Origin of the sequence: Nocardioides alpinus, from assembly GCF_900112035.1 — a bacterium.
Lineage (GTDB): Bacteria > Actinomycetota > Actinomycetes > Propionibacteriales > Nocardioidaceae > Nocardioides > Nocardioides alpinus.
The window spans coordinates 207,745-231,848 of record NZ_FOKC01000005.1 but is presented as its reverse complement, the minus strand read 5'-3'; the positions used below and the strand labels follow the sequence as shown (position 1 = coordinate 231,848).

Annotated in this window: 22 protein-coding genes; 11 read left to right on the top strand and 11 right to left on the bottom strand. The window is 72.3% G+C overall.

Annotated elements, in window-relative coordinates:
• The first annotated feature begins 45 nt into the window (after positions 1-45).
• From BM127_RS12555 to BM127_RS12525, 7 genes are all read left to right on the top strand, one after another.
• Complete coding sequence (locus tag BM127_RS12555) at positions 46-1,518, top strand: calcium-binding protein (protein ID WP_091199010.1); 1,473 nt, start codon at positions 46-48, stop codon at positions 1,516-1,518.
• On the top strand, positions 1,515-2,459 hold the full coding sequence (locus BM127_RS12550) for a calcium-binding protein (protein ID WP_139227726.1): 945 nt from the start codon (positions 1,515-1,517) through the stop codon (positions 2,457-2,459). Before BM127_RS12555 ends, BM127_RS12550 begins: the two co-directional genes overlap by 4 nt.
• A 16-nt stretch (positions 2,460-2,475) precedes the next feature.
• A complete protein-coding gene (locus tag BM127_RS12545) occupies positions 2,476-3,603 on the top strand; it encodes a sensor histidine kinase (protein WP_091199008.1) in 1,128 nt (375 codons plus the stop codon).
• Positions 3,600-4,328, top strand: a complete 729-nt coding sequence (locus BM127_RS12540; protein ID WP_091199007.1) for a LytR/AlgR family response regulator transcription factor — start codon at positions 3,600-3,602, stop codon at positions 4,326-4,328. Before BM127_RS12545 ends, BM127_RS12540 begins: the two co-directional genes overlap by 4 nt.
• A 10-nt stretch (positions 4,329-4,338) precedes the next feature.
• On the top strand, positions 4,339-4,773 hold the full coding sequence (locus tag BM127_RS12535; RefSeq protein WP_175507391.1) for a hypothetical protein: 435 nt from the start codon (positions 4,339-4,341) through the stop codon (positions 4,771-4,773).
• Positions 4,770-6,284, top strand: coding sequence for a sodium/solute symporter (locus BM127_RS12530; RefSeq protein WP_231263425.1), 1,515 nt, complete (start codon positions 4,770-4,772; stop codon positions 6,282-6,284). The genes BM127_RS12535 and BM127_RS12530 overlap by 4 nt, the downstream gene beginning before the upstream one ends.
• Before the next feature lie 145 nt (positions 6,285-6,429).
• Positions 6,430-7,464, top strand: coding sequence for a DUF4082 domain-containing protein (locus BM127_RS12525; protein ID WP_091199005.1), 1,035 nt, complete (start codon positions 6,430-6,432; stop codon positions 7,462-7,464).
• A gap of 10 nt (positions 7,465-7,474) precedes the next feature.
• On the opposite strand, the gene BM127_RS12520 is transcribed toward BM127_RS12525, so the two are convergent.
• Positions 7,475-8,155: a VOC family protein gene (locus BM127_RS12520; protein WP_091199004.1), complete on the bottom strand. Its 681-nt coding sequence runs from the start codon at positions 8,153-8,155 to the stop codon at positions 7,475-7,477.
• An 84-nt stretch (positions 8,156-8,239) separates the two neighbouring features.
• On the opposite strand from BM127_RS12520, the gene BM127_RS12515 reads away from it, so the two are divergent.
• A complete protein-coding gene (locus tag BM127_RS12515; RefSeq protein WP_091199003.1) occupies positions 8,240-8,491 on the top strand; it encodes a hypothetical protein in 252 nt (83 codons plus the stop codon).
• A gap of 15 nt (positions 8,492-8,506) precedes the next feature.
• Here the strand turns inward: BM127_RS12515 and BM127_RS12510 are convergent, their stop codons facing one another.
• The 4 genes from BM127_RS12510 to BM127_RS12495 form a co-directional block, all read right to left on the bottom strand.
• Complete coding sequence (locus BM127_RS12510) at positions 8,507-9,637, bottom strand: uroporphyrinogen-III synthase (RefSeq protein ID WP_231263426.1); 1,131 nt, start codon at positions 9,635-9,637, stop codon at positions 8,507-8,509.
• Complete coding sequence (gene nirD / locus BM127_RS12505) at positions 9,634-9,996, bottom strand: nitrite reductase small subunit NirD (RefSeq protein ID WP_091199002.1); 363 nt, start codon at positions 9,994-9,996, stop codon at positions 9,634-9,636. Before nirD ends, BM127_RS12510 begins: the two co-directional genes overlap by 4 nt.
• Positions 9,993-12,626, bottom strand: coding sequence for a nitrite reductase large subunit NirB (gene nirB, locus BM127_RS12500; protein ID WP_091199001.1), 2,634 nt, complete (start codon positions 12,624-12,626; stop codon positions 9,993-9,995). The genes nirD and nirB overlap by 4 nt, the downstream gene beginning before the upstream one ends.
• 76 nt (positions 12,627-12,702) lie before the next feature.
• On the bottom strand, positions 12,703-12,891 hold the full coding sequence (locus BM127_RS12495; protein ID WP_091199000.1) for a hypothetical protein: 189 nt from the start codon (positions 12,889-12,891) through the stop codon (positions 12,703-12,705).
• 71 nt (positions 12,892-12,962) lie between these two features.
• Here BM127_RS12495 and BM127_RS12490 point away from each other — a divergent pair, with 71 nt between their 5' ends.
• Positions 12,963-14,420 (top strand): phospholipase D family protein, encoded by a 1,458-nt coding sequence (locus BM127_RS12490; RefSeq protein WP_091198999.1) that lies wholly within the window; start codon positions 12,963-12,965, stop codon positions 14,418-14,420.
• A 17-nt stretch (positions 14,421-14,437) separates the two neighbouring features.
• On the opposite strand, the gene BM127_RS12485 is transcribed toward BM127_RS12490, so the two are convergent.
• The 3 genes from BM127_RS12485 to BM127_RS12475 all read right to left on the bottom strand — a co-directional run bounded on the left by BM127_RS12485 (position 14,438) and on the right by BM127_RS12475 (position 17,189).
• Complete coding sequence (locus BM127_RS12485) at positions 14,438-15,973, bottom strand: alpha/beta hydrolase family protein (protein ID WP_091198998.1); 1,536 nt, start codon at positions 15,971-15,973, stop codon at positions 14,438-14,440.
• 58 nt (positions 15,974-16,031) lie between these two features.
• Positions 16,032-16,694 carry a hypothetical protein gene (locus BM127_RS12480; RefSeq protein WP_091198997.1) on the bottom strand — a complete coding sequence of 221 codons (663 nt, stop codon included), beginning with the start codon at positions 16,692-16,694 and terminating at the stop codon, positions 16,032-16,034.
• 75 nt (positions 16,695-16,769) lie between these two features.
• Positions 16,770-17,189 carry a MarR family winged helix-turn-helix transcriptional regulator gene (locus BM127_RS12475; protein ID WP_091198996.1) on the bottom strand — a complete coding sequence of 140 codons (420 nt, stop codon included), beginning with the start codon at positions 17,187-17,189 and terminating at the stop codon, positions 16,770-16,772.
• Positions 17,190-17,258: 69 nt separating this feature from the next.
• On the opposite strand from BM127_RS12475, the gene BM127_RS12470 reads away from it, so the two are divergent.
• Positions 17,259-18,344, top strand: a complete 1,086-nt coding sequence (locus BM127_RS12470) for a methyltransferase (protein ID WP_091198995.1) — start codon at positions 17,259-17,261, stop codon at positions 18,342-18,344.
• A 1-nt stretch (position 18,345) separates the two neighbouring features.
• Positions 18,346-18,744 (top strand): DUF1304 family protein, encoded by a 399-nt coding sequence (locus BM127_RS12465; protein WP_091198994.1) that lies wholly within the window; start codon positions 18,346-18,348, stop codon positions 18,742-18,744.
• Between the two features lie 208 nt (positions 18,745-18,952).
• Here the strand turns inward: BM127_RS12465 and BM127_RS12460 are convergent, their stop codons facing one another.
• The 3 genes from BM127_RS12460 to BM127_RS12450 are packed head-to-tail and all read right to left on the bottom strand — an operon-like array spanning position 18,953 to position 24,026.
• Complete coding sequence (locus BM127_RS12460) at positions 18,953-20,350, bottom strand: FAD-dependent oxidoreductase (RefSeq protein WP_091198993.1); 1,398 nt, start codon at positions 20,348-20,350, stop codon at positions 18,953-18,955.
• On the bottom strand, positions 20,347-22,533 hold the full coding sequence (locus tag BM127_RS12455) for a molybdopterin oxidoreductase family protein (RefSeq protein WP_091198992.1): 2,187 nt from the start codon (positions 22,531-22,533) through the stop codon (positions 20,347-20,349). The genes BM127_RS12460 and BM127_RS12455 overlap by 4 nt, the downstream gene beginning before the upstream one ends.
• 23 nt (positions 22,534-22,556) lie before the next feature.
• Complete coding sequence (locus BM127_RS12450; protein ID WP_091198991.1) at positions 22,557-24,026, bottom strand: MFS transporter; 1,470 nt, start codon at positions 24,024-24,026, stop codon at positions 22,557-22,559.
• Between the last annotated feature and the right edge of the window lie 78 nt (positions 24,027-24,104).

Sequence of the window (24,104 nt, the reverse complement as noted above, 5' to 3'; positions counted from 1 at the left end):
CTGCATCACACCCCTGACCGACGACACCGATCTCCTGGGGGAACCATGCGTCGTACGACGCCACTCACCGTTGCGGGCCTGCTGGGCCTGGCCCTGCTCGCGCCCACCACCGCGGCGAGCGCCGCCGGCGAGACCTGCCGAGGCGAGGCCGCCACGATCGTCGGTACGACGCCGACCCTCACCGGCACCGAGGGGCGCGACGTGATCGTGACCGGGTCCGCCGGTGACGTCTTCGGACTGGGGGGCGACGACCTCATCTGCGTAGACGGTCCGGGGAGCAACTCCAACCTGATCGGCGTCGAGGCCGGCGCCGGTAACGACGTCGTCGACACCACGGCGGCCCGCGGCGGCTACTACGTCGAGACCGTGCTCGGTGCGGGCGCGGACACGTTCATCGGTGGTCGCACCAGCGACACGGCGTACGCGGGTGAGCAGGTGCGGACACCCAACGGCGGCTACGCCGGTGGGACCGACACCGAGAAGGACACCATCGACACCGGTGAGGGCGGCGACTCGGTGTTCACCGGCTCCGTCGGTTCTCCCAACCCCGACGCGGTCACGCTCGGGGTGGGGACCGACTCCCTCTACCTCGGCACGTCGGACGTGACGTCCGACGCGGTCCTCGACGGCGGGGACGGCGAGGACGGCCTGAGCCTCGAGGGCGGGTCCGGCGACGTCACCCTCGACATGCCCCAGGGGACCTTCACCTCGCCCCGGGGCACGGCACGCTTCACGGGCTTCGACTTCGCCAGCCTCGAGGTGGGGACCGGCCGGGTGACCTACCGCGGCACCGAGGGGGACGACGACCTCACGCTGCGGCCCACGGAGGGCGTACCGACGCTCGACGTGACCACCGGTGGCGGTGACGACGAGCTCACTCTCGAGCCCGCCACCGCGATCGGCGCCGGCAGCCGCATCGACCTCGGCGCCGGGACCGACGACCTCGTCGCCGCCACCGACACCGGCCGGCTGGCGCTCGACCTGGCGGCCCGACGACTCGGAGTCGGGGCGGTCGACGCGACTGCCGTGGGCGTCGAGGACGCCTTCCTGATGGCTCCCACGGTGATGATGAACGGCGACGACGGCGACGACGAGCTCGTGTGGAACGGGTGCGAGGCCGACCTGCGCGGCGGCCTCGGCGACGACTCGCTGCGGTGGCAGTTCGACTACATCTTCGAGGCCTACGAGTTCGACTGCTCCGGCGAGGTCACGATGAACGGCGGCGACGGACGCGACTCGATCCGGGGCTCGGGCAGCGACGACCTCCTGATCGGGGGACGCGGCCACGACAGGATCGAGGGACGCGGCGGTGACGACCGGGTCCGCGGCAGCCGCGGCAACGACAAGGTCGACGCCGGCGAGGGACGCGACCGCGTCAGCGGCGGCTCCGGCAACGACGTGCTCAACGGCCGCGGCGCGGACGACGTCCTGGTCGGCGGGCCCGGTCGCGACCAGGTCGACGGCAGCCGCGGGCGCGACCGCTGCGTCGCCGAGCGCAAGGCGCGGTGCGAGCGATGAGGCGTACGACGTCGTTGGCCGTCGCAGCCCTGACGGGACTGGCCCTGCTGGCCCCCACGCAGGGCGCGAGCGCAGCCGAGGAGACCTGCCAGGGACGCACCGCGACCATCGTCGGCACGCCGGGTGGCCGGCTGGTCGGGACGCCGGGTGCCGACGTGATCGTGTCCTACGGGGACTTCACCGTCGACGCGGGCGACGGTGACGACCTGGTCTGCCTGCGTCCGGTCGTGGGCGGCAACGTCGTCGAGGTCGACGCCGGCGCAGGCGACGACTCGGTGGTGTCCGAGGGCGGGACCAACAACGCCTTCACCGACCTCGGTCCCGGGCGCGACTCGTTCGTCGGGGGCGGCGGGGAGGACCGCATCGAGGCGAGCTTCGACGACACGATCGTCGCCGACGCGGGCGACGACTTCCTCAACTACTCGATCGCGCGCGACGAGCCGCTGCCGTCGGTGGTCGGCACGGCAACGATGTCGCGCGACGAGGGCTGGATCAAGGTCACCGCACCCGGCCGGCGGCTGACCATCGACGGGAGCAGGGGGAACGTCAACCTCGCCGGCGTGGTCGTCACCACCTTCGCCGTCTCGCCGCGGATGCTCTTCGGCGTCGCCCAGCGCGTCACGCTCGTGGGCACGCCCGGCTTCGACCGGCTCGGCACCGCCGCGTGCGGGACCAGCGTCATGAACGGACGCGGAGGTGGCGACCAGATCGTCGCGCTCGGCGACCGCGCCACCCCCCAGCGCGAGTGCCACAACCGCCGGATGATCGCCCTCGGCGGTGCTGGCAACGACTCCATCCAGGGCACGAAGGGCGACGACGAGCTGCGTGCCGGCCCGGGCAACGACCGGGTCTTCGGCAGGCGAGGCACCGATCTCGTCAACGGCGGACCGGGGCGCGACCTGTGTGCCGCCGAGCACGAGCGGCGCTGCGAGCGCAGCTGAGGGCTACTCTCCGGGCATGGCGTGGAGGTGGAGGCGTACGTCGTTGGGTGGCGAGGCCGACCGCGCCGCCTTCCGGGCACTCCACAACGCCTCGCTGGCGAGCCCCGCGCTGCGCGAGGGCCTGACGTCGGCGAGCGCCGAGCGGTCCGTGCGCCACCTGCGCGCACTGCTCGGCACCCCGGCCGCCGGGCTGGGTGACAGCAGCGGGCTGCTGGCGTGGGACGGCCTCGGGGGCCACCACCGCAGCCAGCTGCCGCCCACGATCAGCCAGGTCGCGGAGACCGGCCGCACCATGATCGTCGACGAGCGGACGCTGGTCTGCGACGACGGCGGCTGCGAGGTCCGGCAGGCGATCGTCAGCCCGCTCGTCGTCGACGACACCCTGGTCGGGGCGCTGGTCGTCGGGGCGCCGCACACCACCGGCGGGCTGGTCCGCGCCGCCGACGAGGTGGCGTCGTGGGTGAGCGGCCAGCTCGAGCTCGCCGAGCTCGACGCCTCGCGGACCCGCCTGATGGAGGCCGAGGTGCGCGCGCTCCGCGCCCAGATCAGCCCCCACTTCATCTACAACTCGCTCGGCGCGATCGCCAGCTTCGTGCGGACCGACCCCGATCGCGCGCGCGAGCTGCTGCTGGAGTTCGCCGACTTCACCCGCTACTCCTTCCGCCGCCACGGGGAGTACACGACGCTCGCCGAGGAGCTCCGCTCCGTCGAGCGCTACCTCCTCCTCGAGCAGGCGCGCTTCGGCGACCGGCTGCAGGTGACGCTGCAGATCGCGCCCGAGGTGCTGCCCGTGGCGGTGCCGTTCCTCTGCATCCAGCCGCTCGTCGAGAACGCCGTGCGCCACGGGCTGGAGGCCAGCGCCGACAAGGCCGACGGTGTCGGACGCCTGTCCATCACTGCGCGCGACCTCGACCAGGAGTGCGTCCTCGAGGTCGAGGACGACGGCAGCGGCGAGGACCCCGAGCGCGTACGCCAGGCGCTCGCCGGCGACGCGTCGATGGACTCCGTCGGACTGGGCAATGTCGACGCGAGGCTTCGCAACGCCTACGGCGACGACTACGGTCTGGTCGTCGAGACCGCACCCGGCGCCGGCACGAAGGTCATCGTCCGGGTGCCGAAGTTCGCCCCGGGGGTCCAGGTATGACGCAGCAGCCACCAGCGCAGCTCACGGTGCTCGTCATCGACGACGAGCGCCCCGCCCTCGACGAGCTGACCTACCTGCTCGGTCGCGACCCGCGCATCGGCGAGGTCCGCGGCACCGACTCCGCGACCGAGGCGCTGCGGGTGCTGCAGGCCGAGGAGGTCGACGCGGTCTTCCTCGACATCCAGATGCCCGGCCTGACCGGGCTCGACCTGGCGCAGGTGCTGTCACGCTTCAAGAACCCGCCGCCCGTCGTCTTCGTGACCGCCCACGAGGAGCACGCGGTCGCGGCCTTCGAGCTGCGCGCGGTCGACTACGTCCTCAAGCCGGTGCGCGAGGAGCGCCTCGCCGAGGCCGTACGCCGCGTGGTCGAGGCCGGCGGCCCGGCGCCGTCCGGTGACGTGCAGATCCCCGTCGAGCGCGGCGGCGTCACCCGCTTCATCAACCGCTCCGAGATCACCCACGTCGAGGCGCAGGGCGACTACGCCCGGCTGCACACCGCCGAGGGCTCGCACCTGGTCCGTACGCCGCTGACCTCGCTCGCCGAGCAGTGGGCGGCGGCCGGCTTCGTGCGGATCCACCGCTCCGTGCTGGTCGCGCTCCCCCACGTCGAGGAGGTGCGCAGCGAGGGCGGTCGGGTCAGTGTCGTCATCGGCGGGACCGAGCTGCCGGTGAGCCGGCGGCACACGCGCGAGCTGCGGTCGGTGCTGACGCGGCGCGACTCGTGAGGCCGCGCCCGTGACCCAGGACCAGCCCCCGCCCCGGGTGCGGGTCACCGGGCCGCCGCGGCGGCGCGCGGACGTCGTACGGTCTGCCGGCACGCGGGAGATCGACGCGGAGACCGCGCTGGGTGAGGTCTTCATGCGCTCGCTGCTGCGCGAGCAGCTGATGCTGGCGATCCGGGTGCTGATCGCGCTGGCGCTGACGGTCGGCGTGCTGCCCCTGGCCTTCCACCTCCTCCCCTCGCTCGGCGAGGTGCGGTGGGGGCCGGTGCCGGTCGCGTGGGTGCTGCTCGGGGTGCTGACCTACCCGTGGCTGGTGGTGCTCGGCTGGTTCTACATCCGGCGGTCGGAGGCCAACGAGAGCGACTTCGCCGACCTGGTCGAGAGCTCCCCACGACGTTCTTCTCCCCCGCTGCGCTCCTCCGAACAACGCCGCGGGGGCCCCGAATGACGATGAGCGTGCTTCCCGGTGTCGTCGGCGTCGTCCTGGTCTCGCTCGCGACGCTCGTGATCGGCACGTGGGGGCTGCGGATCTCACGCACCACGAGCGACTTCTTCGTGGCCTCGCGCACCGTGCGCCCGCGGCTCAACGCGAGCGCGATCGGCGGGGAGTACCTCTCCGCCGCCTCCTTCCTCGGGGTCGCCGGGCTGCTGCTGACCTTTGGCGCGGAGATGCTCTGGTACCCCGTCGGCTGGACCGCGGGGTACCTCGTCCTGCTGGTCCTCGTCGCCGCTCCCCTGCGCCGCTCGGGCGCCTACACGCTGCCGGACTTCGCCGAGGCGCGGCTGGGCTCGCGGGGAGTCCGCAAGCTGTGCTCGGTGCTGGTGGTCGGCATCGGCTGGCTCTACCTGCTGCCGCAGTTCCAGGGCGCCGGGGTGACCCTGCGCGCCACGATCGGCGCGCCGCCGTGGGCCGGCTCGCTGGTCGTCGCGCTGGTGGTGCTGGCGTCGGTGAGCCCCGGAGGGATGCGGTCGATCACCTTCGTGCAGGCGTTCCACTTCTGGATGAAGCTGACCGCCCTGCTCATCCCGATCTTCATCCTGCTGGCGGTCTGGGCCGCGGACGGCGCGGCCGACCCGTCGGCTGCGGCACCGGCGTCGTGGTCGATCCCGCTGGCCTCGCCGGGCGGCGGCATCGGGCTCTACACGACGTACTCCCTGATCGTCGCGACCTTCCTCGGCACGATGGGCCTGCCGCACGTGGTCGTGCGGTTCTACACCAACCCGGACGGCCGGGCCGCTCGTCGGACGACTCTCGCGGTGCTCGTGCTGCTGGGCGTCTTCTACGTCCTGCCCCCTCTGTACGCCGCGCTCGGGCGCATCTACGCCCCCGACCTCATCGAGGGTCGCTCGGACGTGCTGGTGCTGGAGCTTCCCAACCTCATGGTCGGCGGCCTGCTCGGCGCCGTCCTGACCGGCCTGGTGACCGCGGGAGCCTTCGCGGCCTTCCTCTCGACCAGCTCGGGCCTGACCATCGCGGTGGCAGGCGTGCTCTCCCAGGACGTCACCGGACGACGGTGGGGGTCCTACCGCCTGGGCGGCGTCGCCGCCTTCCGCGTGGCGGCGGCCATCGCGGTGGTCGTCCCGCTCCTCCTGTCGTTGCCGGCCCAGGACGTCGCCGTCGCGCGGACCGTGGGCCTCGCCTTCGCCGTGACCGCCTCGACCTTCGCGCCGCTGCTGATGCTGGGGATCTGGTGGCGCGGCCTGACCCCGGTCGGTGCCGTGGCCGGGCTGCTGGTGGGCGGCCTGGGGTCGGGTGCCGCCGTCGCCTGGACACTGGCCGTCGCGCCGTCCTCCGGGTGGACCTCGGCCATGCTCGGCCAACCGGCGGCCTGGTCCGTCCCGGCCTCCTTCTTCACGATGGTCATCGTCTCCAGGCTGACGAAGGCCTCCGTGCCCGCCCATGCCGGCCGCTTCATGGTCCGCCTCCACACCCCCGAGGCCGTCGACCTCCAGCGCTGAGACCCGCCCCACTGGTTGAGCCGGCCGCCGCCGGTTGAGCAGCGAGCGAAGCGAGCGTGTCGAAACCGGTGCCACCCTTCGAGGACCGCGCTATCGTCGAAGCATCGTCCGTGGGGGGAGCGGACACCCGAACGGAGTGGCAGAGATGCGCGTGAAGAGGTTCGTCGCGGTGATCGCCGCAACGCTCCTCGCCCCCACGATGATGCTGCCGGCAACGGCCGCCCCCGCGGCACCGAGAGCCTCCGGAGAGGCGGTCGCCCTCTGGGACGCCGACTTCAGCCCGCAGATGGCGCCCGTCGAGTGCGAGACGTGGCGCCTGGACGAGCGCGGCTTCTGCGCGGCGGACGACGCCCGCAACGGCGTCGAGCTCGGCCTGAAGTTCCAGACGGCGCGCGATCTCCTCGTCACCGGCGTCCGCGTCTACCGCGTCGACCTCGGCACGGTCACCGGCTCGCTGTGGGACGTCGACGGCAACCGCCTGGCGACCGGCACCTTCGCCCCCGCTGCGACCACCGGATGGCAGGACCTCACCTTTGCGAAACCGGTCGCGATCTCGCCCGGCCGCACCTACGTCGCCTCCTACTACTCGCCGGCCACGCGGTACGCCTTCGCCTACGGCTACTTCCGCGAGCAGCTGGTCCGTGGTCCGGTCACCGCCCTGCGCGGCGTGGCCGACGATCCCAACGGCGTCCACTGCTACGACGTGGCGACGCAGTGCGAGTCCTTCCCGATCCGCAGCTTCCGCGACTCGACCTACTGGGTGACGCCGATCTGGCAGAACCCTCCCGGCGAGGCCGTCCCCCCGCAGACCGTCCCCGCCCCGCCCTCGGACGTACGTCCCCCGGTGGTCCGCCACAGCTCGCCGACCAACGGCGCCAGGCGCGTGGGCCTCAGGAGGTCGGTCACGATCACCTTCTCCGAGGTCATCCGCTCGACCCTGCTGACCAGCGCCAACGTCCGCCTGCTCCGCAAGGGTCAGCGCAAGCCCGTGCCCGTACGCCTGACCTACGACGAGCGCCGCGCCCGGCTCACGATCGACCCGGTCCGCCGCCTCGAGCCCAGCACCACCTACCGCATCGTGATCGCCACCCGCGTCGTCGACGTCGCCGGCAACCGGCTCGACCAGGACCCGGGGCAGAACGGCGACCAGCAAGCCACGTGGCGCTTCCGCACCCGCTGACGGTCCCCGCTCACCCCGCCCGCACGTGGAACTCGTTCCCGTCCGGGTCCGCCATCTCGATGTGGCCGGCGGTCCGCTCGGTGACCGACGCGCCCCACGACTCCAGCCGTTCCACCTCGGCCTCCAGCTCATCCGCCACCAGCACGAGGTGCATCCGGTTCCGCGCGTGCCGCTCGTTGAGCGGCTCCCCACCCCAGGCGATCTTGAACCCGCCGCCCGAGGGCGAGATGGCGGTCTCCCCGTCCTCGTCGTGGACCAGCGGCCAGTCGAGCGCGGCCGCCCAGAAGAGCCCGACGTCCCGCGTCCCGTCGGCAGCGAGCTCACCGAGGAAGCCCGTGCCCGCGAGCCAGTTGTTGCCCTCCTCGATCACGCAGAACTCGTTGCCGTCCGGGTCGGCCAGCACGACGTGGTCCTCGTCCGGCAGCTGCCCGACGTCGAGGCGTGCCGCGCCGAGCTCCAGCGCCCGGGACACGGTCGCCTCCTGCGACGCGGCGTTGCTGGTCAGGTGGAAGTGGCTCTGGTTGAGGCCGCCCCGGGGCAGGTCGGGCGCCGCGAAGACGAGCCGGAGCGGCGCGTCCGCATGCGACAGCCCGTGGTCCTCCAGCCGCCAGCCGAGCAGGTCTCCCCAGAACCTGGCCAGCCTGTCGGGATCGGCCGTGAGGATGGTCAGCGCGTGCAACGTGGAGGCCATGTCGGGAGCGTAGGCAGACCGGTCGGCCGACCGCCATCGATTACCGGTGGCTGCCTCTGCGGACCCACGGGCTACCGTGGCGCCATGCCCGCTCCGATCGAAGACTGGTGGCCCCGGTTGTCGCAGGAGACCCGGGACTGGCTCATCGCCCACAACGGCGACGAGGTCACGGCCTCGGTCGCGCAACAGATCGCCCGCGCGGGCGGTGCCGTGGAGGCCGACGCCTGGCAGACCGGGCAGGACGACCCCCACGGCTCCTACCTGTCCGACGAGGCGGTCGACTGGATCGAAGCGGTCGCGAACGGCGAGGTGCCCCCGCGCCACAGCGCGACCTGAGCCCGCTGGTCGGGCTCACCCGACGGCGAGCCGATATCCCCGCTTGACCACGGTCAGCACGGCCTTCGTCCCGATCGCCGCGCGCAACCGGGCCACGGCCATCTCGACCGCGTGCTCCGACCCCGCCTGGCCCGAGGGCAGTGCAGCGAGCAGCGCCCGACGGGACACGACGAAACCGGGGTTGATGAGCAACGCGTTGAGCACCGACAGGGGTGCGGGCGACAGCTCCACCGGCACCCCGTCGAGCAGGAGCGAGTCGGAGTGGACGATCAGGGTGCGGCCGTCGGAGAGGCGTACGTCGACGCCGTCGCGCCGCGTCGGCAGCTCGGTCTCGAGCTGCTTGATCATCCCGGCCAGCCGCGAGCGGTCGGGGAAGATCGTGGGCACGCCCCACATCTCGAAGGCCGCTGCCGTCACCGGGCCGACGCACGAGGCGACGACGTCGGACTGGAAGGCCGCGATGAGGTCGTCGCGACGGCCGACCGAGACCGCAGCCTCCATCAGGGCGGCCACCGCGGGGGCGGACGTGAAGGTCACCGCGTCCAGCTCGCGGTCCGCGATGAGGTCGATCATGTGGAACATGGGCGACGGGTCGTCCGCCGACACCACCCGGTAGATCGGCACCGTCAGCACCGACGCTCCCTGGCGGCGCAGCGCGTGCGCGGCCATCGACAGCGACTGGCCGTGCTCCTGCACGACGATCCGCTTGCCGGTGAGGTCGCGCCCACGCAGGTGGGTGAGGACATCCTCGAAGCACTCGGACTCCGGCGACCACAGCTCGCGCAGGCCGTGCCGACGGAGCACGCCGACGCTCTTCGGGCCGCGGGCGAGGATCTCCGCGGCGCCGAGCGCGGCGACCAGGTCGTCGTACACGCCTGCCTCGGTGGCCGCCTCGAGCCAGGTCCGCATCCCGACGCCGGTGGTGGCGAGGAAGAGGTCGACCGGCGCGGACAGCACCTCCGCGGTCGCGGCCAGGAGCTCGGTGAGGTCGACGTGGTTGGGCTCCAGGGACAAGGCGGCCGCCCACTCGACATCAGCCCCACGACGACGCAGCAACGCGACCTGCTCGTCGGCCTTCCTCGCGGCGGTGACGCCGACCCGGAAGCCGTCGAGAGGTCGCAGCTCGGTCGCGGGGGTCACCGTCACGGCACCTCCCGGGCCGAGCCGACGCGGACGTGGTCGTCCATGATCGCGACGTCGTAGGTCGCCACGCTGACCGAGGCGTCGTCCAGGCACTGGCCGGTGCGGAGGTCGAAGGCCTGCTTGTACATCGGCGAGCTCACCACCGGCGCGTCCCCGCGACTGCCGACGATCCCGCGCGACAGGACGGACGCACCACTGAACGGGTCGACGTTGCCGATCGCGTAGACAGTGCCGTCGTACGTCCGGAACACCGCGACCGCGGCACCGTGGACCAGCGCGGCGACGCCGCCCTCCAACGGGATCGAGTCGACGGCGCACACCTCCACCCACGTCGAGATCCAGGGCGAGGAGACCGCGGTCACGACGGCGCACCCACGGGGATCAGCGCAGGCGCGATCGGTTGGATCTGGTCGCGCTCGGTGGTGAACTCGATCGTCGGGTCCGGGGTGTCCGGCGCGTTGACGAAGGTGACGAACCGCTCGAGCTTCGCCGGGTCCGCGAGCGTCTCGGCCCACTCGTCGGCATACCCGCCCACGTGTCGCGCCATCTCGGCCTCGAGCTCGGCGCCCAGGCCGAGGGCGTCGTCGACCACGACCTCGCGCACCCGCTCCAGGCCGCCCTCGAGGTGCTCGATCCAGGTGGACGTGCGCTGCAGGCGGTCGGCGGTGCGGACGTAGTACATGAGGAAGCGGTCGAGGTAGGACAGCAACGTCTCGGTGTCGAGGTCGCCGGCGAGGAGCCGCGCGTGGGCTGGGTTGGCGCCGCCGTTGCCGCCGACGTAGAGGTTCCAGCCCTTCTCGGTGGCGATGACGCCGAAGTCCTTGCCGCGCGCCTCCGCGCACTCGCGGGCGCAGCCGCTGACGCCGCCCTTGAGCTTGTGCGGGCTGCGCAGCCCGCGGTAGCGCAGCTCCAGCGCGATCGCGAGGCCGACCGAGTCCTGCACGCCGTAGCGGCACCACGTCGAGCCGACGCACGACTTCACCGTGCGCAGCGACTTGCCGTAGGCGTGGCCGGACTCGAAGCCCGCGTCCACGAGCCGCCGCCAGATCTGTGGCAGCTGCTCCATCCGGGCACCGAAGAGGTCGATCCGCTGGCCGCCGGTGATCTTGGTGTAGAGCCCGTAGTCGCGCGCGACCTCGCCGATCACGATCAGCTTCTCCGGCGTGATCTCGCCTCCGGGGATGCGCGGGACGACGGAGTAGGTGCCGTTGCGCTGGATGTTGGCGAGGTACTTGTCGTTGGTGTCCTGCAGCCCCACGGTCTCGCGCTCGAGGATGTGGGTGCTGGTCTGGCTGGCCAGGATGCTCGCGATCGCGGGCTTGCAGACGTCGCAGCCGCGACCGGTGCCGTGGGCCTCGACGATGTCGTCGAAGCGCCGGTAGCCGTGCACCGCGACGACGTCGAAGAGCTCCTGCCGGGTGAGCCGGAAGTGCTCGCACAGGCCCTTGTCGACGACCTTCCCGAGGCTTGCGAAGTGCTCCTCGACGAGGTTCTTCACCGTCGGGACGCACGAGCCGCAGGTGGTGCCGGCGCGGGTGCACTGCTTGACGTCGGCGACCGTCTCGCAGCCCTCCTCGGCGACCGCGTGGATGATCTGCGCCTTCGTCACGTCGTTGCAGGAGCAGACCTGCGCCTCGTCGGGCATGCCCCATCCGCCGGTTGAGCCTGTCGAGACCCCGCTGCTCGCGGGCAGGATCAGCTGCTCGGGGTTGTCCGGGAGCGCGAGGCCGCTGCTGACCATCGGCCGCAGGATGCCGTACGCCGACGCGTCGCCGACCAGGATGCCGCCGAGCAGCCGGGACCCGTCCTCGGTGACGACGAGCTTCTTGTAGACGCCGCTCACCGCATCGGCGTACGTCAGCTCGAGCGCGCCGTCGGTGGCTGCGAAGGCGTCGCCGAAGCTGGCCACGTCGACGCCGAGGAGCTTGAGCTTGGTGGACATGTCGGCGCCGGTGAAGGTGCCCGGACCGTCCAGCAGCGCGTCGACGACGACCTCCGCCATCGCGTAGCCCGGCGCCACCAGGCCGTACATCGTGCCGCCGGGAGCGGCGCACTCGCCGATCGCGAAGATGTGGGGGTCGGCGGTGCGGCACTGCTCGTCAACCAGTACGCCGCCGCGCGGGGCCGTCTCGAGGTCGCACTCGCGGGCCAGGGCGTCGCGCGGCCGGATGCCGGCGGAGAAGACGACGACCTGCGTCTCGATGACCGTCGTCGGGGCACCCTCCTCGGTGCCGGCCTGCCTCACCCGGAGACCGGTGACCGCTTCCCCACCCTCGATCTCCTCGGTGAGGACGCCGGTGTGGACCTTCACGCCGAGCTTCTCGATGTGCCGCACGAGCGTGGCGCCGGCCGCACCGTCGAGCTGGACGGGCATCAGGCGTGGCGCCATCTCGACGACGTGGGTGTCCAGCCCCAGCTGGACGAGGGCGTTGGCGGCCTCGAGCCCGAGCAGGCCACCACCGATGACGACCCCGCTGGTCGCGGTGAGGCTGGCGGCCTGGATCGCCTCGAGGTCCTCGATGGTGCGGTAGACGAAGCAGCCGTCCTTGCCGCGACCCTCGACCGGCGGGACGAACGGAGCCGCTCCGGTCGCCAGGACCAGCACGTCGTAGTCGTGGATCGTGACCGTGCCGGGCTGAGACTGCTGGTCGAGGAGGGCGCCCTGGCGCACGTCACGAGACCCCGGCGGGGGCGACACCACGGTCACCGTCTGCGCAGCGCGGTCGATCTCGGTCACGACGCTGTCGACGACCAGCCGCACCCGCGGGTCGTCGTACTCCCCGCCGGGGAGGAGCGAGAGCCCCTCGGCACCGTCGGCGTGGCCGAACCAGCCGGTGAGCCCGACCCGGTCGTACGCCGCCCGCGGCTCCTCGCCGAACACGACGACGTCGTGGGTCTCGGTGAGGCCGCGCTCGACCGCGGCCTGGGCGAAGCGGTGGCCCACCATGCCGTGCCCGACGACGACGATCCTCTTGCGACTGGTTGTGCCCATGCCGAGGACGGTATGGATGCGATGTTGTCGCGGGCCTCGCGGAATGTTTCAGGGAGGAAAACTGGGTGGCACGACCTCACCGCGGCCAGGCGTCGCCCAGCTCCGGGCACAGCTCGACCAGCACCTGCAGCTGCATGCGCGAGACGAAGGACGGGTTGCTGCCGGCGGGCACCCGCAGGACCTCCATGGTCGCCAACCCGGGATGGCCGACCAGCTCCGACCGCAGCAGGGGATGGTGCACGGGCGTCAGGACGGGTCGCTGCACGGACCGGGACACCCACTCCCTGAGGGTGGCACATCGTCGACGCGGCCCCCGACTGGTGCCACCCTGAGCAGGTGAGCGACTGGTTCCTGCCCGAGAGCGAGCGTCCGTGGACCTCGGGCAACCTCGTCGTCCCGCGGGTGCACGGCGCGGCCTACTTCGCGCGGCTCGTGGAGCTGGTCGGCGCGACCGAGGCCGGCGACCGGATCTTCTTCACCGACTGGCGCGGCGACGCCGACGAACGGCTGACCGAGGACGGACCCACCGTCGCGGAGCTGCTGCGCGCGGCCGCCGCCCGTGACGTCGAGGTCCGCGCGCTCATGTGGCGCTCGCACCCGGGCCAGCTCAACGGCGAGGAGAACGGTCACCTCGGCCGGATCATCAACGAGTGCGGCGGCGAGGCGCTGCTCGACGAGCGGGTGAAGTACGGCGGCTCGCACCACCAGAAGCTGCTCGTCGTACGCCACCAGGGGCGGCCCGAGGACGATGTGGCCTTCGTCGGCGGGATCGACCTCTGCTACAGCCGGCGCGACGACGCCGAGCACGCCGGCGACCCCCAGGTGGCGCCGCTGGACGACCGCTACGGCGATGCCCCGCCGTGGCACGACGCGATGGCGGAGATCCGCGGCCCGGCGGTCGCGCACGTGCTCGACACCTTCACCGAGCGGTGGGACGACCCCACGCCCCTCGACCACCGCAACCCCTACCGCGCCGTGGCCCACCGGGTCGCGCGGATGCCGCGCCACCCGGAGGCGCTGCCCGAGCGCTGGGACCCGCCACCGGAAGCCGGGCGCCACCAGGTGCAGATCCTGCGGACGTACCCCTTCAAGCGCCCGCGCTACCCGTTCGCGCCCGACGGCGAGCGCTCCATCGCGCGCGGCTACTCGCGGGCGTTCAGCCGGGCGCGGCGACTGGTCTACGTCGAGGACCAGTACTTCTGGTCCGACGTCGTGGCCACCACGCTCGCCGACGCGCTGCGCCGCGAGCCCGGCCTATGCGTCATCGCCGTCGTGCCGCGCTACCCCGAGTCGGACGGCCGGATCGGCGGACCGCCCATCCAGTACGGCCAGCGCCTCGCGTGGGACAGCCTGCGCGCGGCGGGCGGTGAGCGCTTCGTCATGTACGACCTGGAGAACGCGCAGGGCACGCCCGTCTACGTCCACGCCAAGGTCTGCATCGTCGACGACGAGTGGATGACCATCGGCTCCGACAACCTCAACCTGCGCTCGTGGACCCACGACTCCGAGCTCACCTGCGCGGTCGTCGATCTCGACGGAGAGCTGCCGCGCACCCTCCGCACGGGCCTGTGGGCCGAGCACCTCGGGCTGCCGGAGGACGACCCGCGGCTGGCTGACGTCGACGGTGCGCTGGACCTGTGGCGCGAGCGCGTCGGCGCACCCGGCAGCCGTATCGGCGTGCACGAGCCGCCCGAGGTGTCACGACGTACGGCCCGGTGGGCGGCCCCGGCCTACCGCCGGCTCTACGACCCCGACGGCAGGCCGCGCCGGCTGCGCGGCACGCCCGACTTCTAGCCGGCCGGACCGGTCGTTCAGCTCGTCGTCACCGGCAGGTGCAGCACCACGCCCTTGAGCTTCATCGCGCCCACGACCCGGCTGCCGAAGCCGGCGTACATGTCCGAGACCGGCGACACCGTCAGGAAGAGCGTCTGCCCGGCAGGTACGTCGACCGCGACCGACGGCAGCGCGACGCCGGTGCGCGGCTTGTTGATCGCGATGCCGTTCTCGCGGATCGGCAGCATGTTGTTCTGCACGATCTTCGCGTCGACCGGGCTGGTGCCGACCGACAGCGCGAGGAACGCGCGATTGTCGAGGCCGAGGGTCGTGATGGTGCCGTCGAGGGTCGGTGAGCCGGCGATCGTGAGCGGCCCCTGCGCGACGGGGTAGGCGACCGGGGCGCCCACACCGACGGTGCTGACGACGTCGCCGAGGCGTACGTCCGTGGTGGGCGCGACCGACGGCACGGTGACGCAGCGGTCGCCGGCGGCGGTGGTCAGGTGGTGCTTGCCGAAGCCGGTGAGGCCGGACTTCTTGCCCTGGAGGTTCTGCTGGAGGAAGCGGAGTCCGAGATCGGCGAAGGAGGGGCTGCCCAGCGTCGGCGAGCAGGCGTCCTGGGTGACCAGCGGGATGTCGAGGTTGCCGCCTGCCGGGAGCAGCGAGGGCAGCGTGTGACCACCGTTGTAGCCGACGAAGATGCTCTTCGCGCGCGCCCTGTCGGTCAGCGCACGGCTGAAGTTCTTCAGACCCTGGTCGAGCGGGAAGAGGTTGTCGGTCTCGCCCTGGCCGAAGAGCACCGGGATGTCGAGCCGGCGTCCGTTGCGCACGTGCCACTCGGGCCCGTTCTTGTCGAGGAAGTCGTGGAGGTAGCCCGGCACGTTGCCCGTGGCCGTCGTCTCGGCGAAGCCGCGCAGCACGATCGGCGGCAGCGCGTCGGTCGGCAGCCCGGCGGCGATCAGCGCGGTGGCCCACTCGGTGCGCGGGACGCCCTGCGGCAGCAGGCTCTCGTTGAGGCTCCACCAGGTGATCTCGGGGACCAGCGCGTCGAAGCGCGTCGTGCCCGTGTCGCGCAGCTCGCTGAAGGCGCCGACGAACTGGTAGCCACCGCCGTACGAACCACCGATCGCGCCGAGCACCGGGTCGCCGGGCTTCTGCTTCGTCACCCACGGCTGCGCGGCGACGAGGTCGACGATCCTCTGGACGTCCTTGCCCTCGATGTCGGGGTTCTCGATGTAGGCCTGGCCGCCGCTCTCGCCGAACCCCCGCTGGTCGAAGCTCAGCACGCCGAAGCCGGCATCGGTGAGGTAGGAGAACGACGCGGGGTCGGTCGTACGGCTGCCGCCCCATCCGTGGCTGTGCAGCACCATCGGCACCGGGCTGCCCTGCGTCGCACCTGCCGGACGGAAGAGCGTGAAGCAGATGTCGACCGGCGCGGTCGTGCCCGGGTCCGGGACGCTCTGGAGGCATCCGTCCGTCGTGGTGACGTCGGCCGCGGCGGCCGGCGAGACGAGGAACGGGAGGGTGGCGGCCGTGACGGCGCTGACGACGGCGGCTGCGATGAGTCGGTGCATGGCGGGGGCCTCTCGGGTGACGACAGTCACCCCTACCAACGAGTAGCCCGACTGCTGGCTACGGCGCCGCCGCGGGGGCCTCGTCCGGGCGCTGCCGGAACACCTCGGGCAGGAGGTGCTCGAGGACACCGACCTCCTCGACGTTGTGCCGCACCCATGCCTCTGCCATGGCAACCGGGAAGACGTGCGAGGTCAGGTAGAGGTTGAGCGCGGTGGCCGCACGGGTGCGGGCGCCGAGGTCCATCACGCTGACGTAGTGGGTGCCCTCCACGCCCGCGGACCAGGTGTGCTCGAGCTGGAAGACCTGCGCCCCCGCGACACGACGCACGAGCCGTATCCCGGTCTCGTCGAGCTTCTCCACCCGCTCGACGGAGTCGACGTAGAAATCGTCGTCACGACCGAAGGCCTCGACGATGCGGTAGCGGGCGCCTTCACCGGCACCTCCGCCCGGCGCCGGACGGGCCAGCTCCCACCGGATGTGGTCGAGGGGATGCCAGGCCAGATAGGCGGACATCGTCTCCCCTGCGTAGACCAGGTCGTCGCCGATGTGGCGAAACCACCAGAGCAGCATCTGCGGCGTGATTCCGGCCAGCGGCCGGTGGTCGATGGCGACCCGCATCCTGCGGTGGGACAGCCTCTGGATGCTGGTGCGGGCCGTGTCCGCCGTGCGCAGGCTCTGGACCACTGGTCGCGGCGCAGGCAGCGGCAGGTGGCGGGCCATGGCTTCCTCACCTCCGAGCAGCCTCGACGGATACGCGGCCACGATAGGGCCGCCCCTCGCCGCGTCGCCAGCCGATCAGGCGTACGGATCCGTGACCTCTCGCAGACGGACCAGCGCCTCGCGCAGGTCTCTCGTGAGCTCCGGGCCGAGGTGCTCGGCCCACTCCTTCTCCACCCCCATCACGACCTCCATCGCCGCTACCGACGCGGCCCGGCCCCGCTCCGTCAGCCGGATCAGCCGAGCCCGACCGTCCTCCGGGTCGGGCACGCGCTCGACGATCCCCTCGCGCTCCAGCGCCGCCACCAGCAGGCTCGCGGTCTGCTTGGTCACCTGCGCGCTCTGGGCAAGGTCGGTCAGCCGCGAGCCGTCGTCGGCGATCCGCTGGGCGATCCGCGCCTGCGCCGGCGTGACGTCGTACCCCGCGTCGCGGATGACCCGCACCACCCGCTCGTCCATCGCGCGGTAGGACACGAACATGAGCGTGGCGAGGTCCATCGCTCCCCTTGACGTAGTCAGCAGTGCTGACCATTATGGTCAGCATCCCTGACGATCATAGGGGCAGCCATGACCCGACTCCCACCCGTGCGCGTCGTCCGCGCCGCAACCTCCGTCCGTACGGCGCTGCAGTCCCTCACCCGCCGCATGGTGCCGCCCGAGGTCGGCATCCTCGAGCTCACCTCCGGATGCTTCGCGACACACACCGTCCACGCCGTCGCCCGCCTCGGCATCGCCGACGCGCTGGCACCCGGGGCAAGATCGCCGAGGGAGGTCGCCGATGAGCTCGGCACCAGCCCCGACGCGACCCACCGCCTGCTCCGGGCCGCGGCCGCGCTTGGCCTCTTCCGCGAGGACGGCGCCGGGCGCTTCGCGCTGACGTCGCTTGGCGCGACGCTCCGTACCGACACCGACGGCTCGATGCGCGCGGTCGTCCTGATGATCGGCGACCCGCGCTACCAGGCCGTGTGGGGGCAGCTGACCCAGTCGGTCACCAGCGGCCGCCCCGGAGCCGAGGCGGCTCTCGGCGTGCCGATGTGGGACTACGTCGAGCAGGACCGGGAGTTCGCCGGGATCTTCAACGACGCGATGACGCGCTTGTCCGCGCTCGACTGGCCGGCGGTCGCGGCAGCCTACGACTTCACGTCCTTCGCCACGATCGTCGACCTCGGCGGTGGGCACGGACAGCTCCTGACCCGGATGCTCAAGGTCGCTCCCGACGCCACAGGGGTGCTGTTCGAGCAGGCCTCCGTCATGGAGGAGGCCGAGGAGCACGTCCGGCGCGCCGGCGTCCTCGGACGGTGCCGGCTGGAGGCCGGGTCGTTCTTCGACACCGTGCCGGACGACGGCGACCTCTACGTCCTGCGCCGTGTGGTGCACGACTTCGACGACGACCGGGCCGTCGCCATCCTGAGCACGGTGTGCCGGCAGATGCCCGACACCGCCACGCTGCTGCTGATGGAGAGCATCGTGCCGTCCGGGGACGAGCCGCACTTCGCGAAGTCCCTCGACCTCGACATGCTGGTGTTCGTCGGCGGACGCGAGCGGACCGAGGACGAGTACGACGCGCTGCTCGACCGGGCCGGCTTCCGGACCACCCGCGTCGTGCCGACGATCTCGACCATCTCCTTGATCGAAGCGCGCGCGGTGGTCTGAGATGGACACCGTTGCCCAGCTCAGCGCCGGCCTCTCCGCCATCATCCTGATCGCCGTCTTCCCGCTCGAGGCGTTCCTCATCGACCGGCCGTGGGTACAGCGCTTCCTCCACATCGAGGCCCACGGCATCGCCCACGTCCACCTGTGGTCGTTCTGCATCGGCGCCCGCAACGCGCTCGCAGGCGTCGGAACGCTGGTCGGTCTCTGGATGGTCAACCACGGCGACGAGTCGACCGGGGTCACGGTTGTGGTCGTGTGCTGCCTCTACATGCTGCTCGCGGGGCTGGCCATGGGCGTGGCCGACCTGCTCGGCCTCTGGCTGCCTCGTGGTGGCAGCGCCATGGGGACGGTGGCCTCGGCGGCGCTCCCCGCGCTCGCCCTGGTCGTGATCGCGGCCTGAGGCGCATGCTCTCGACCATTCGGGGTACCGCCGGTATGTCGCACCCCGGACGGGTGCCCTCACCCTGGGAGACCACCATGCCCACCCCCATGTACGTCCGCTCGCTGGCGCAGGTGCTGGGCATGCTCAGCGCCGGTGTGGTCCAGGTCGCCGTGGCCGCTGTCCAGGGGCCGCGCAAGCCTCAGCGCTGACCCGCGAGCGCCTGACCTCAGCCGACGGGGACGGGTGCTCGGCCGCTCTCGCCCACCAGGCGGCGTACGACGTCCGCGCACCCGCCGCAGCCCGTGGTCGCGCGGGTCCGGTCGACGCACTGCGCCACCGATCCGCAGGCCCGGACCTCCCCCGCGCTGACGCCCGCGCACGCGCACACCTCGGCCTCGTCGGGCAGGGGCGCCGGAGCGTCGTCGGCCTCGGGGAGCAGGAGCTGGCCGGGCTCGTCCGGTCCGAGGATCGTGCCGCGGTCGTAGAGCTGGGTGATCAGACCGACCCGCGACAGGTCACCGACCAGCGCCGCCGCGACGATCCGGCCGCCGTGGACGACGAGGCGCCGGTGCGAGCCGGCGATCGGGTTCGTCACCTCGACGACCTCGCCCTCAGCGGTCCGGGGATCGCCGAGCACGGCGACGTCGAGGCCGGTCGCGCGGAGGCGCGCGACGCTGCGGAGGCCGTCGTACGTCGCCTCCTCCGCGCGCAGCACCCGTGCCAGGACCTCGGCCTGCTCCCAGGCAGGCGGGACGAAGCCGGTCGTACGACGGCGGTGCTCGGCGCAGTCGCCGATCGCGTGGATGCGCTCGTCGGTGACGCTGGTCAGCGAGGCGTCGACGACGATCCCGCGGCCGACCATCAGCTCCGCACGCCGGGCGAGCGCGGTCGACGGACGACCACCCGCGGTGAGGACGACGAGATCGGTCGGCAGCAGCGCGCCGTTGTCGAGCTGGACGCCGTCGTCGGTCATCCGGATCGCCCGGGCGCCGGTGTAGACGTCGGTGCCGAGGCGGCGGAGGTCACGGGCCAGGACGCTGCCGCCTGCGGGCCCGACCTGGCTGGCGAGGAGGTGGTCGGCGCCCTCGACGACCTCGGTGAGCACGCCGCGGACCGACAGGGCGCGGGCGACCTGGAGGCCGAGGAGGCCGCCGCCGATGACGACGGCGCGGGGTGACTCGACCAGCGCCGACACCGATGCGTCCAGGCGCGTGCAGTCCTCGAGGCTGCGGAAGGCGTGGACCTTCGGGTGGAGGGCGCCGTCACGGCGCACGAGCCCGCGGATCGGCGGGAGGGTGGGGATCGATCCGGTCGCCAGGACGAGCCGGTCGTAGCCCACCCGTTCCCCGTCGACCAGCACCACCTCGCGCGCCTCCCGATCGATCTCGAGGACACGGGCGCCGAGTCGCAGGTCGATCCCCTGCGCCCCGAACCACGCGGGCGACCGCAAGGTCAGGGCGTCGGCGGAGTAGGTGCCCTCGAGGACGGCGGAGAGCAGGATGCGGTTGTAGGGGGCGTGGGGTTCGTCGGCCAGGACGGTGAGGCGTACGTCGGCGCCGGCGAGCTGTTCGCAGAGGCGGACCGACGCCATGCCGCCGCCGACGATGACGACGTGGTCGGTCATGCGGGGAGCCTCGGTTTCGACACGCTCGTCGCTGGCGCTCCTCGCTGCTCAACCAGCGGCGGCACGTGCTCGACCAGCGGCGGCACGTGCTCAGCCGGCAGCGGCGCCTGCTCGACCAACGGCACGTGGACGAGGGACGCCGCGCAGACCTTGAACTCCGGCATCTTCGAGGCGGGGTCGAGGGCGTCGTTGGTCAGCCGGTTGGTGCCGACCCAGTGGAACGGGACGAAGACGGTGTCGGGGCGGATCGTCGTCACCACCCGTGCCGGCGCGGTCATCGACCCCCGCCGCGTGGAGATCCGCACCTGGTCCCCCGTCACCACGCCGAGGCGACCGGCGAGCGACGGGTGCAGCTCGACGAACGGGCCGTCGTCCGGCAGCGCGCGGACGCGGCGGGTCTGGGCGCCGGACTGGTACTGCGCGAGCACCCGTCCGGTCGTGAGGTGGATCGGGTAGTCATCGTCCGGGACCTCGGCCGCTCCACGGTGCTCCACGGCGTACATGCGTGCACGACCGTCGGGGTGCGCGAAGGTCGAGCCGAAGAGCCGCTCGCCGCCCCAGAAGACGCCGCCCTCGTCGCGGATCCGGTCATAGGTGATCGTCGAGTAGTCGGCCGGTCCACCCTCCGACGCCCGGCCCAGCTCGGTGAAGACCTCCTCCGGGTCCGTCGCGAACTCCACCGGCGAGGCGAGGCGCGCGGCCAGTCCGGCAATCACGTCGAGGTCCGAGCGCACCCCGGACGGGGGCGTGATCGCCTTCTGCCGCAGGATCACCCGCCCCTCGAGGTTGGTCATCGTGCCGGTCTCCTCGGCCCACTGCGTCACCGGCAGCACGACGTCCGCGATCGCCGCGGTCTCCGACATCACGACGTCGCAGACCACCAGCAGGTCGAGCGCCTCGAGCCGTCGGGTGACCTGGGTGGCGTTGGGCGCGCTGACCACGATGTTGGAGCCGAGGACCAGCATCGCGGAGGGACCGTCGTCGGTGCCGCAGGCGTCGAGCAGCTCGTACGCCGAGCGCCCGGGGCCGGGCAGCGAGTCGGGCTCGACCCCCCATACCCCCGCGACGTGGGCGCGGGCGGCGGGGTCGTCGATCCGCCGGTAGCCGGGCAGCTGGTCGGCCTTCTGCCCGTGCTCGCGGCCGCCCTGGCCGTTGCCCTGCCCGGTGAGGCAGCCGTATCCGCCGCCCCGCTCGCCGACCATGCCGAGCGCGAGGGCGACGTTGATCCAGGCCAGGACGGTGTCGGAGCCGGTGGAGTGCTGCTCGGCGCCGCGAGCGGTGAGGACCATGACCTTGGGCCGCTCGCTGGGTGTGGTCGGGGTGCGAGCGGAGCGAGCCTCGGGACCACCCACCATCGCGGCCAGCGCCCGCACCTCCGACGCCTCGATCCCGGTCACCCGCTCGACCCGCTCGGGCCACCACGCAGCGACGGAGTCGCGTACGTCGGCCCAGCCCGTGGTGCGCGCGGCGAGGTAGTCCTCGTCGACCGCGCCCGACGCCACCAGCAGGTGCAGCACCCCGAGCGCGAGGGCGAGGTCGGTGCCGGGCACGGGCTGCAGCACCAGGTCGGCGCGGTCGCCGGTGGGCGTACGCCGCGGGTCGATGACGACGACCCGGCCGCCACGGGCCCGCAGCCGGTCGAGGTGGCGGGCAGCCGGCGGCATGGTCTCGGCGAGGTTGGAGCCGACGAGGACGAGGACATCGGCCTCCTCGACGTCGGCGAGCGGGAAGGGCAGGCCGCGGTCGAGGCCGAAGGCGCGGATGCCGGCCGACGCAGCCGACGACATGCACCACCGGCCGTTGTAGTCGATCTGCGAGGTGCCGAGCGCGACGCGGGCGAACTTCCCGAGGGAGTAGGCCTTCTCGTTGGTGAGTCCGCCACCGCCGAAGACGGCGACGCCGTCCGGGCCCTTCTCGGCCTGCGCGGCGCGGATGCCCGCAGCGACGCGGTCGAGCGCGTCGTCCCACGTCACCGCCATCCACTCCCCCGTCGCCCGGTCCCGGACGAGGGGTGAGGTGAGCCGCTCGCGGCTGCCGTAGAGACCGGCCGCCGACCAGCCCTTGCGACACAGCGCGCCCCGGTTGACCGGGAACTCCTCCCAGGCCGAGACCTCGGGCGTGCGCCGGCCGGTGAGCCGCATGCCGCACTGCAGCGAGCAGTAGGGGCAGTGGGTGGTCGTCATCAGGCCTTCAGATCTCGTGGGGATCAGATCTCGGCGGCGGCGAGCCCGTGGGCCCGCACCGGTCGGCGCAGGTAGAGCGCCCACGTCATGATCCCGCACATCACGTAGTAGGCCGCGAAGACCGCGAACGCGCCCTTGGTCGACGACAGCGGGTCGGCCACCCACGGCGCGGAGAAGGCGAGCGGGACGAGGAAGCCGCCCATCGCACCCACGGCTCCGATCACCCCGAGCGCGGACGACGACTGCCGCGTGGCGGTGGTCAGCGCGGCCGCCCGCTCCGGTGTGCCCGGCGTGGTCGAGCGTTCCGCCTTGGCCTTCCAGAGCGAGGGGATCATCTTGTAGACCGAGCCGTTGCCGATGCCGGTCGCGGCGAAGATGCAGAGGAAGAAGCCGAGGAAGAGCGGGAACCAGCCGGCATTCTGCGACGCGATCGCGGGGTCGGCGGTCGGGTTCGGCGTGAGCTGGCCGACGGTCCACAGCACCCCGAGGGTGAAGACCGTCATCGCGACGAAGGCGCCGAGCGTCACCCGCGCACCGCCGTACTTGTCCGCCAGCCAACCACCGAAGGGGCGGGTCAGCGAGCCGACGCCGGCGCCGAGGAAGGCGTAGAACGCGAAGTAGATGCCGGTGCCGAGCGGTGCCGGCTCGGGCACCCAGAAGTTGATCTTGATCAGCAGCGGCATCGCGGCCGAGTAGCCGATGAACGAGCCGAACGTCCCGATGTAGAGCACCGACAGCAGCCAGGTCTGCCGCTGCTTGACGACCTGCAGCTGCTCGCGCGGCGAGGAGGTCACGGTTGCGAGGTTGTCCATCCAGAGCCACGCGGCGGCGCTGGCGAGCAGCGCGAGACCGGCATAGACGTACGCCGCCCGCTCGAGGTGGATGCCGGTGCCGGAGGCCTGGACGAGGCCGAAGATCCCGGCACCGCCGACCATGATCGGCAGCAGCAGCTGGATCAGCGAGACGCCGAGGTTGCCGCCGGCCGCGTTGAGCCCGAGCGCGGCGCCCTTGCGGTCGGAGGGGTAGAAGAAGTTGATGTTGGCCATCGACGAGGCGAAGTTGCCACCGCCGACGCCTGCGGTCGCCGCGATCACGCAGAAGACCCAGTAGGGCGTCGTGGGGTTCTGGACGGCGTAGGCGAAGAGCAGCGTCGGGATCAGCAGCATCAGTCCGCTGACGATGGTCCAGTTGCGACCGCCGAACTTCGGCACCGCGAACGTGTACGGCAACCGCAGCAGCGAGCCGACCAGGTTGGGCAGGGCCACCAGGAGGAAGAGCTGCTGCGGCGTGAACTCGAAGCCCTGCGCCAGCAGGAACGCCGAGGAGACGCTCCAGATCAGCCAGACCGAGAAGCCGACGTGCTCGGCGAAGATCGACCAGACGAGGTTGCGGCGGGCGACGTCGCGGCCGGTGGTCTCCCAGAACTCGGCGTCCTCGGGGCGCCAGTCCTCGATCCAGCGGCGGGTGCGTCGGGTGGGGGTCTGCGTGGTCATACCGAGGAGGGTCGTCGCGGACTGTGACGGGCGACCTGCTGCTGCGGTGGCAGCACCGTCACATTCTCCTCACGACCT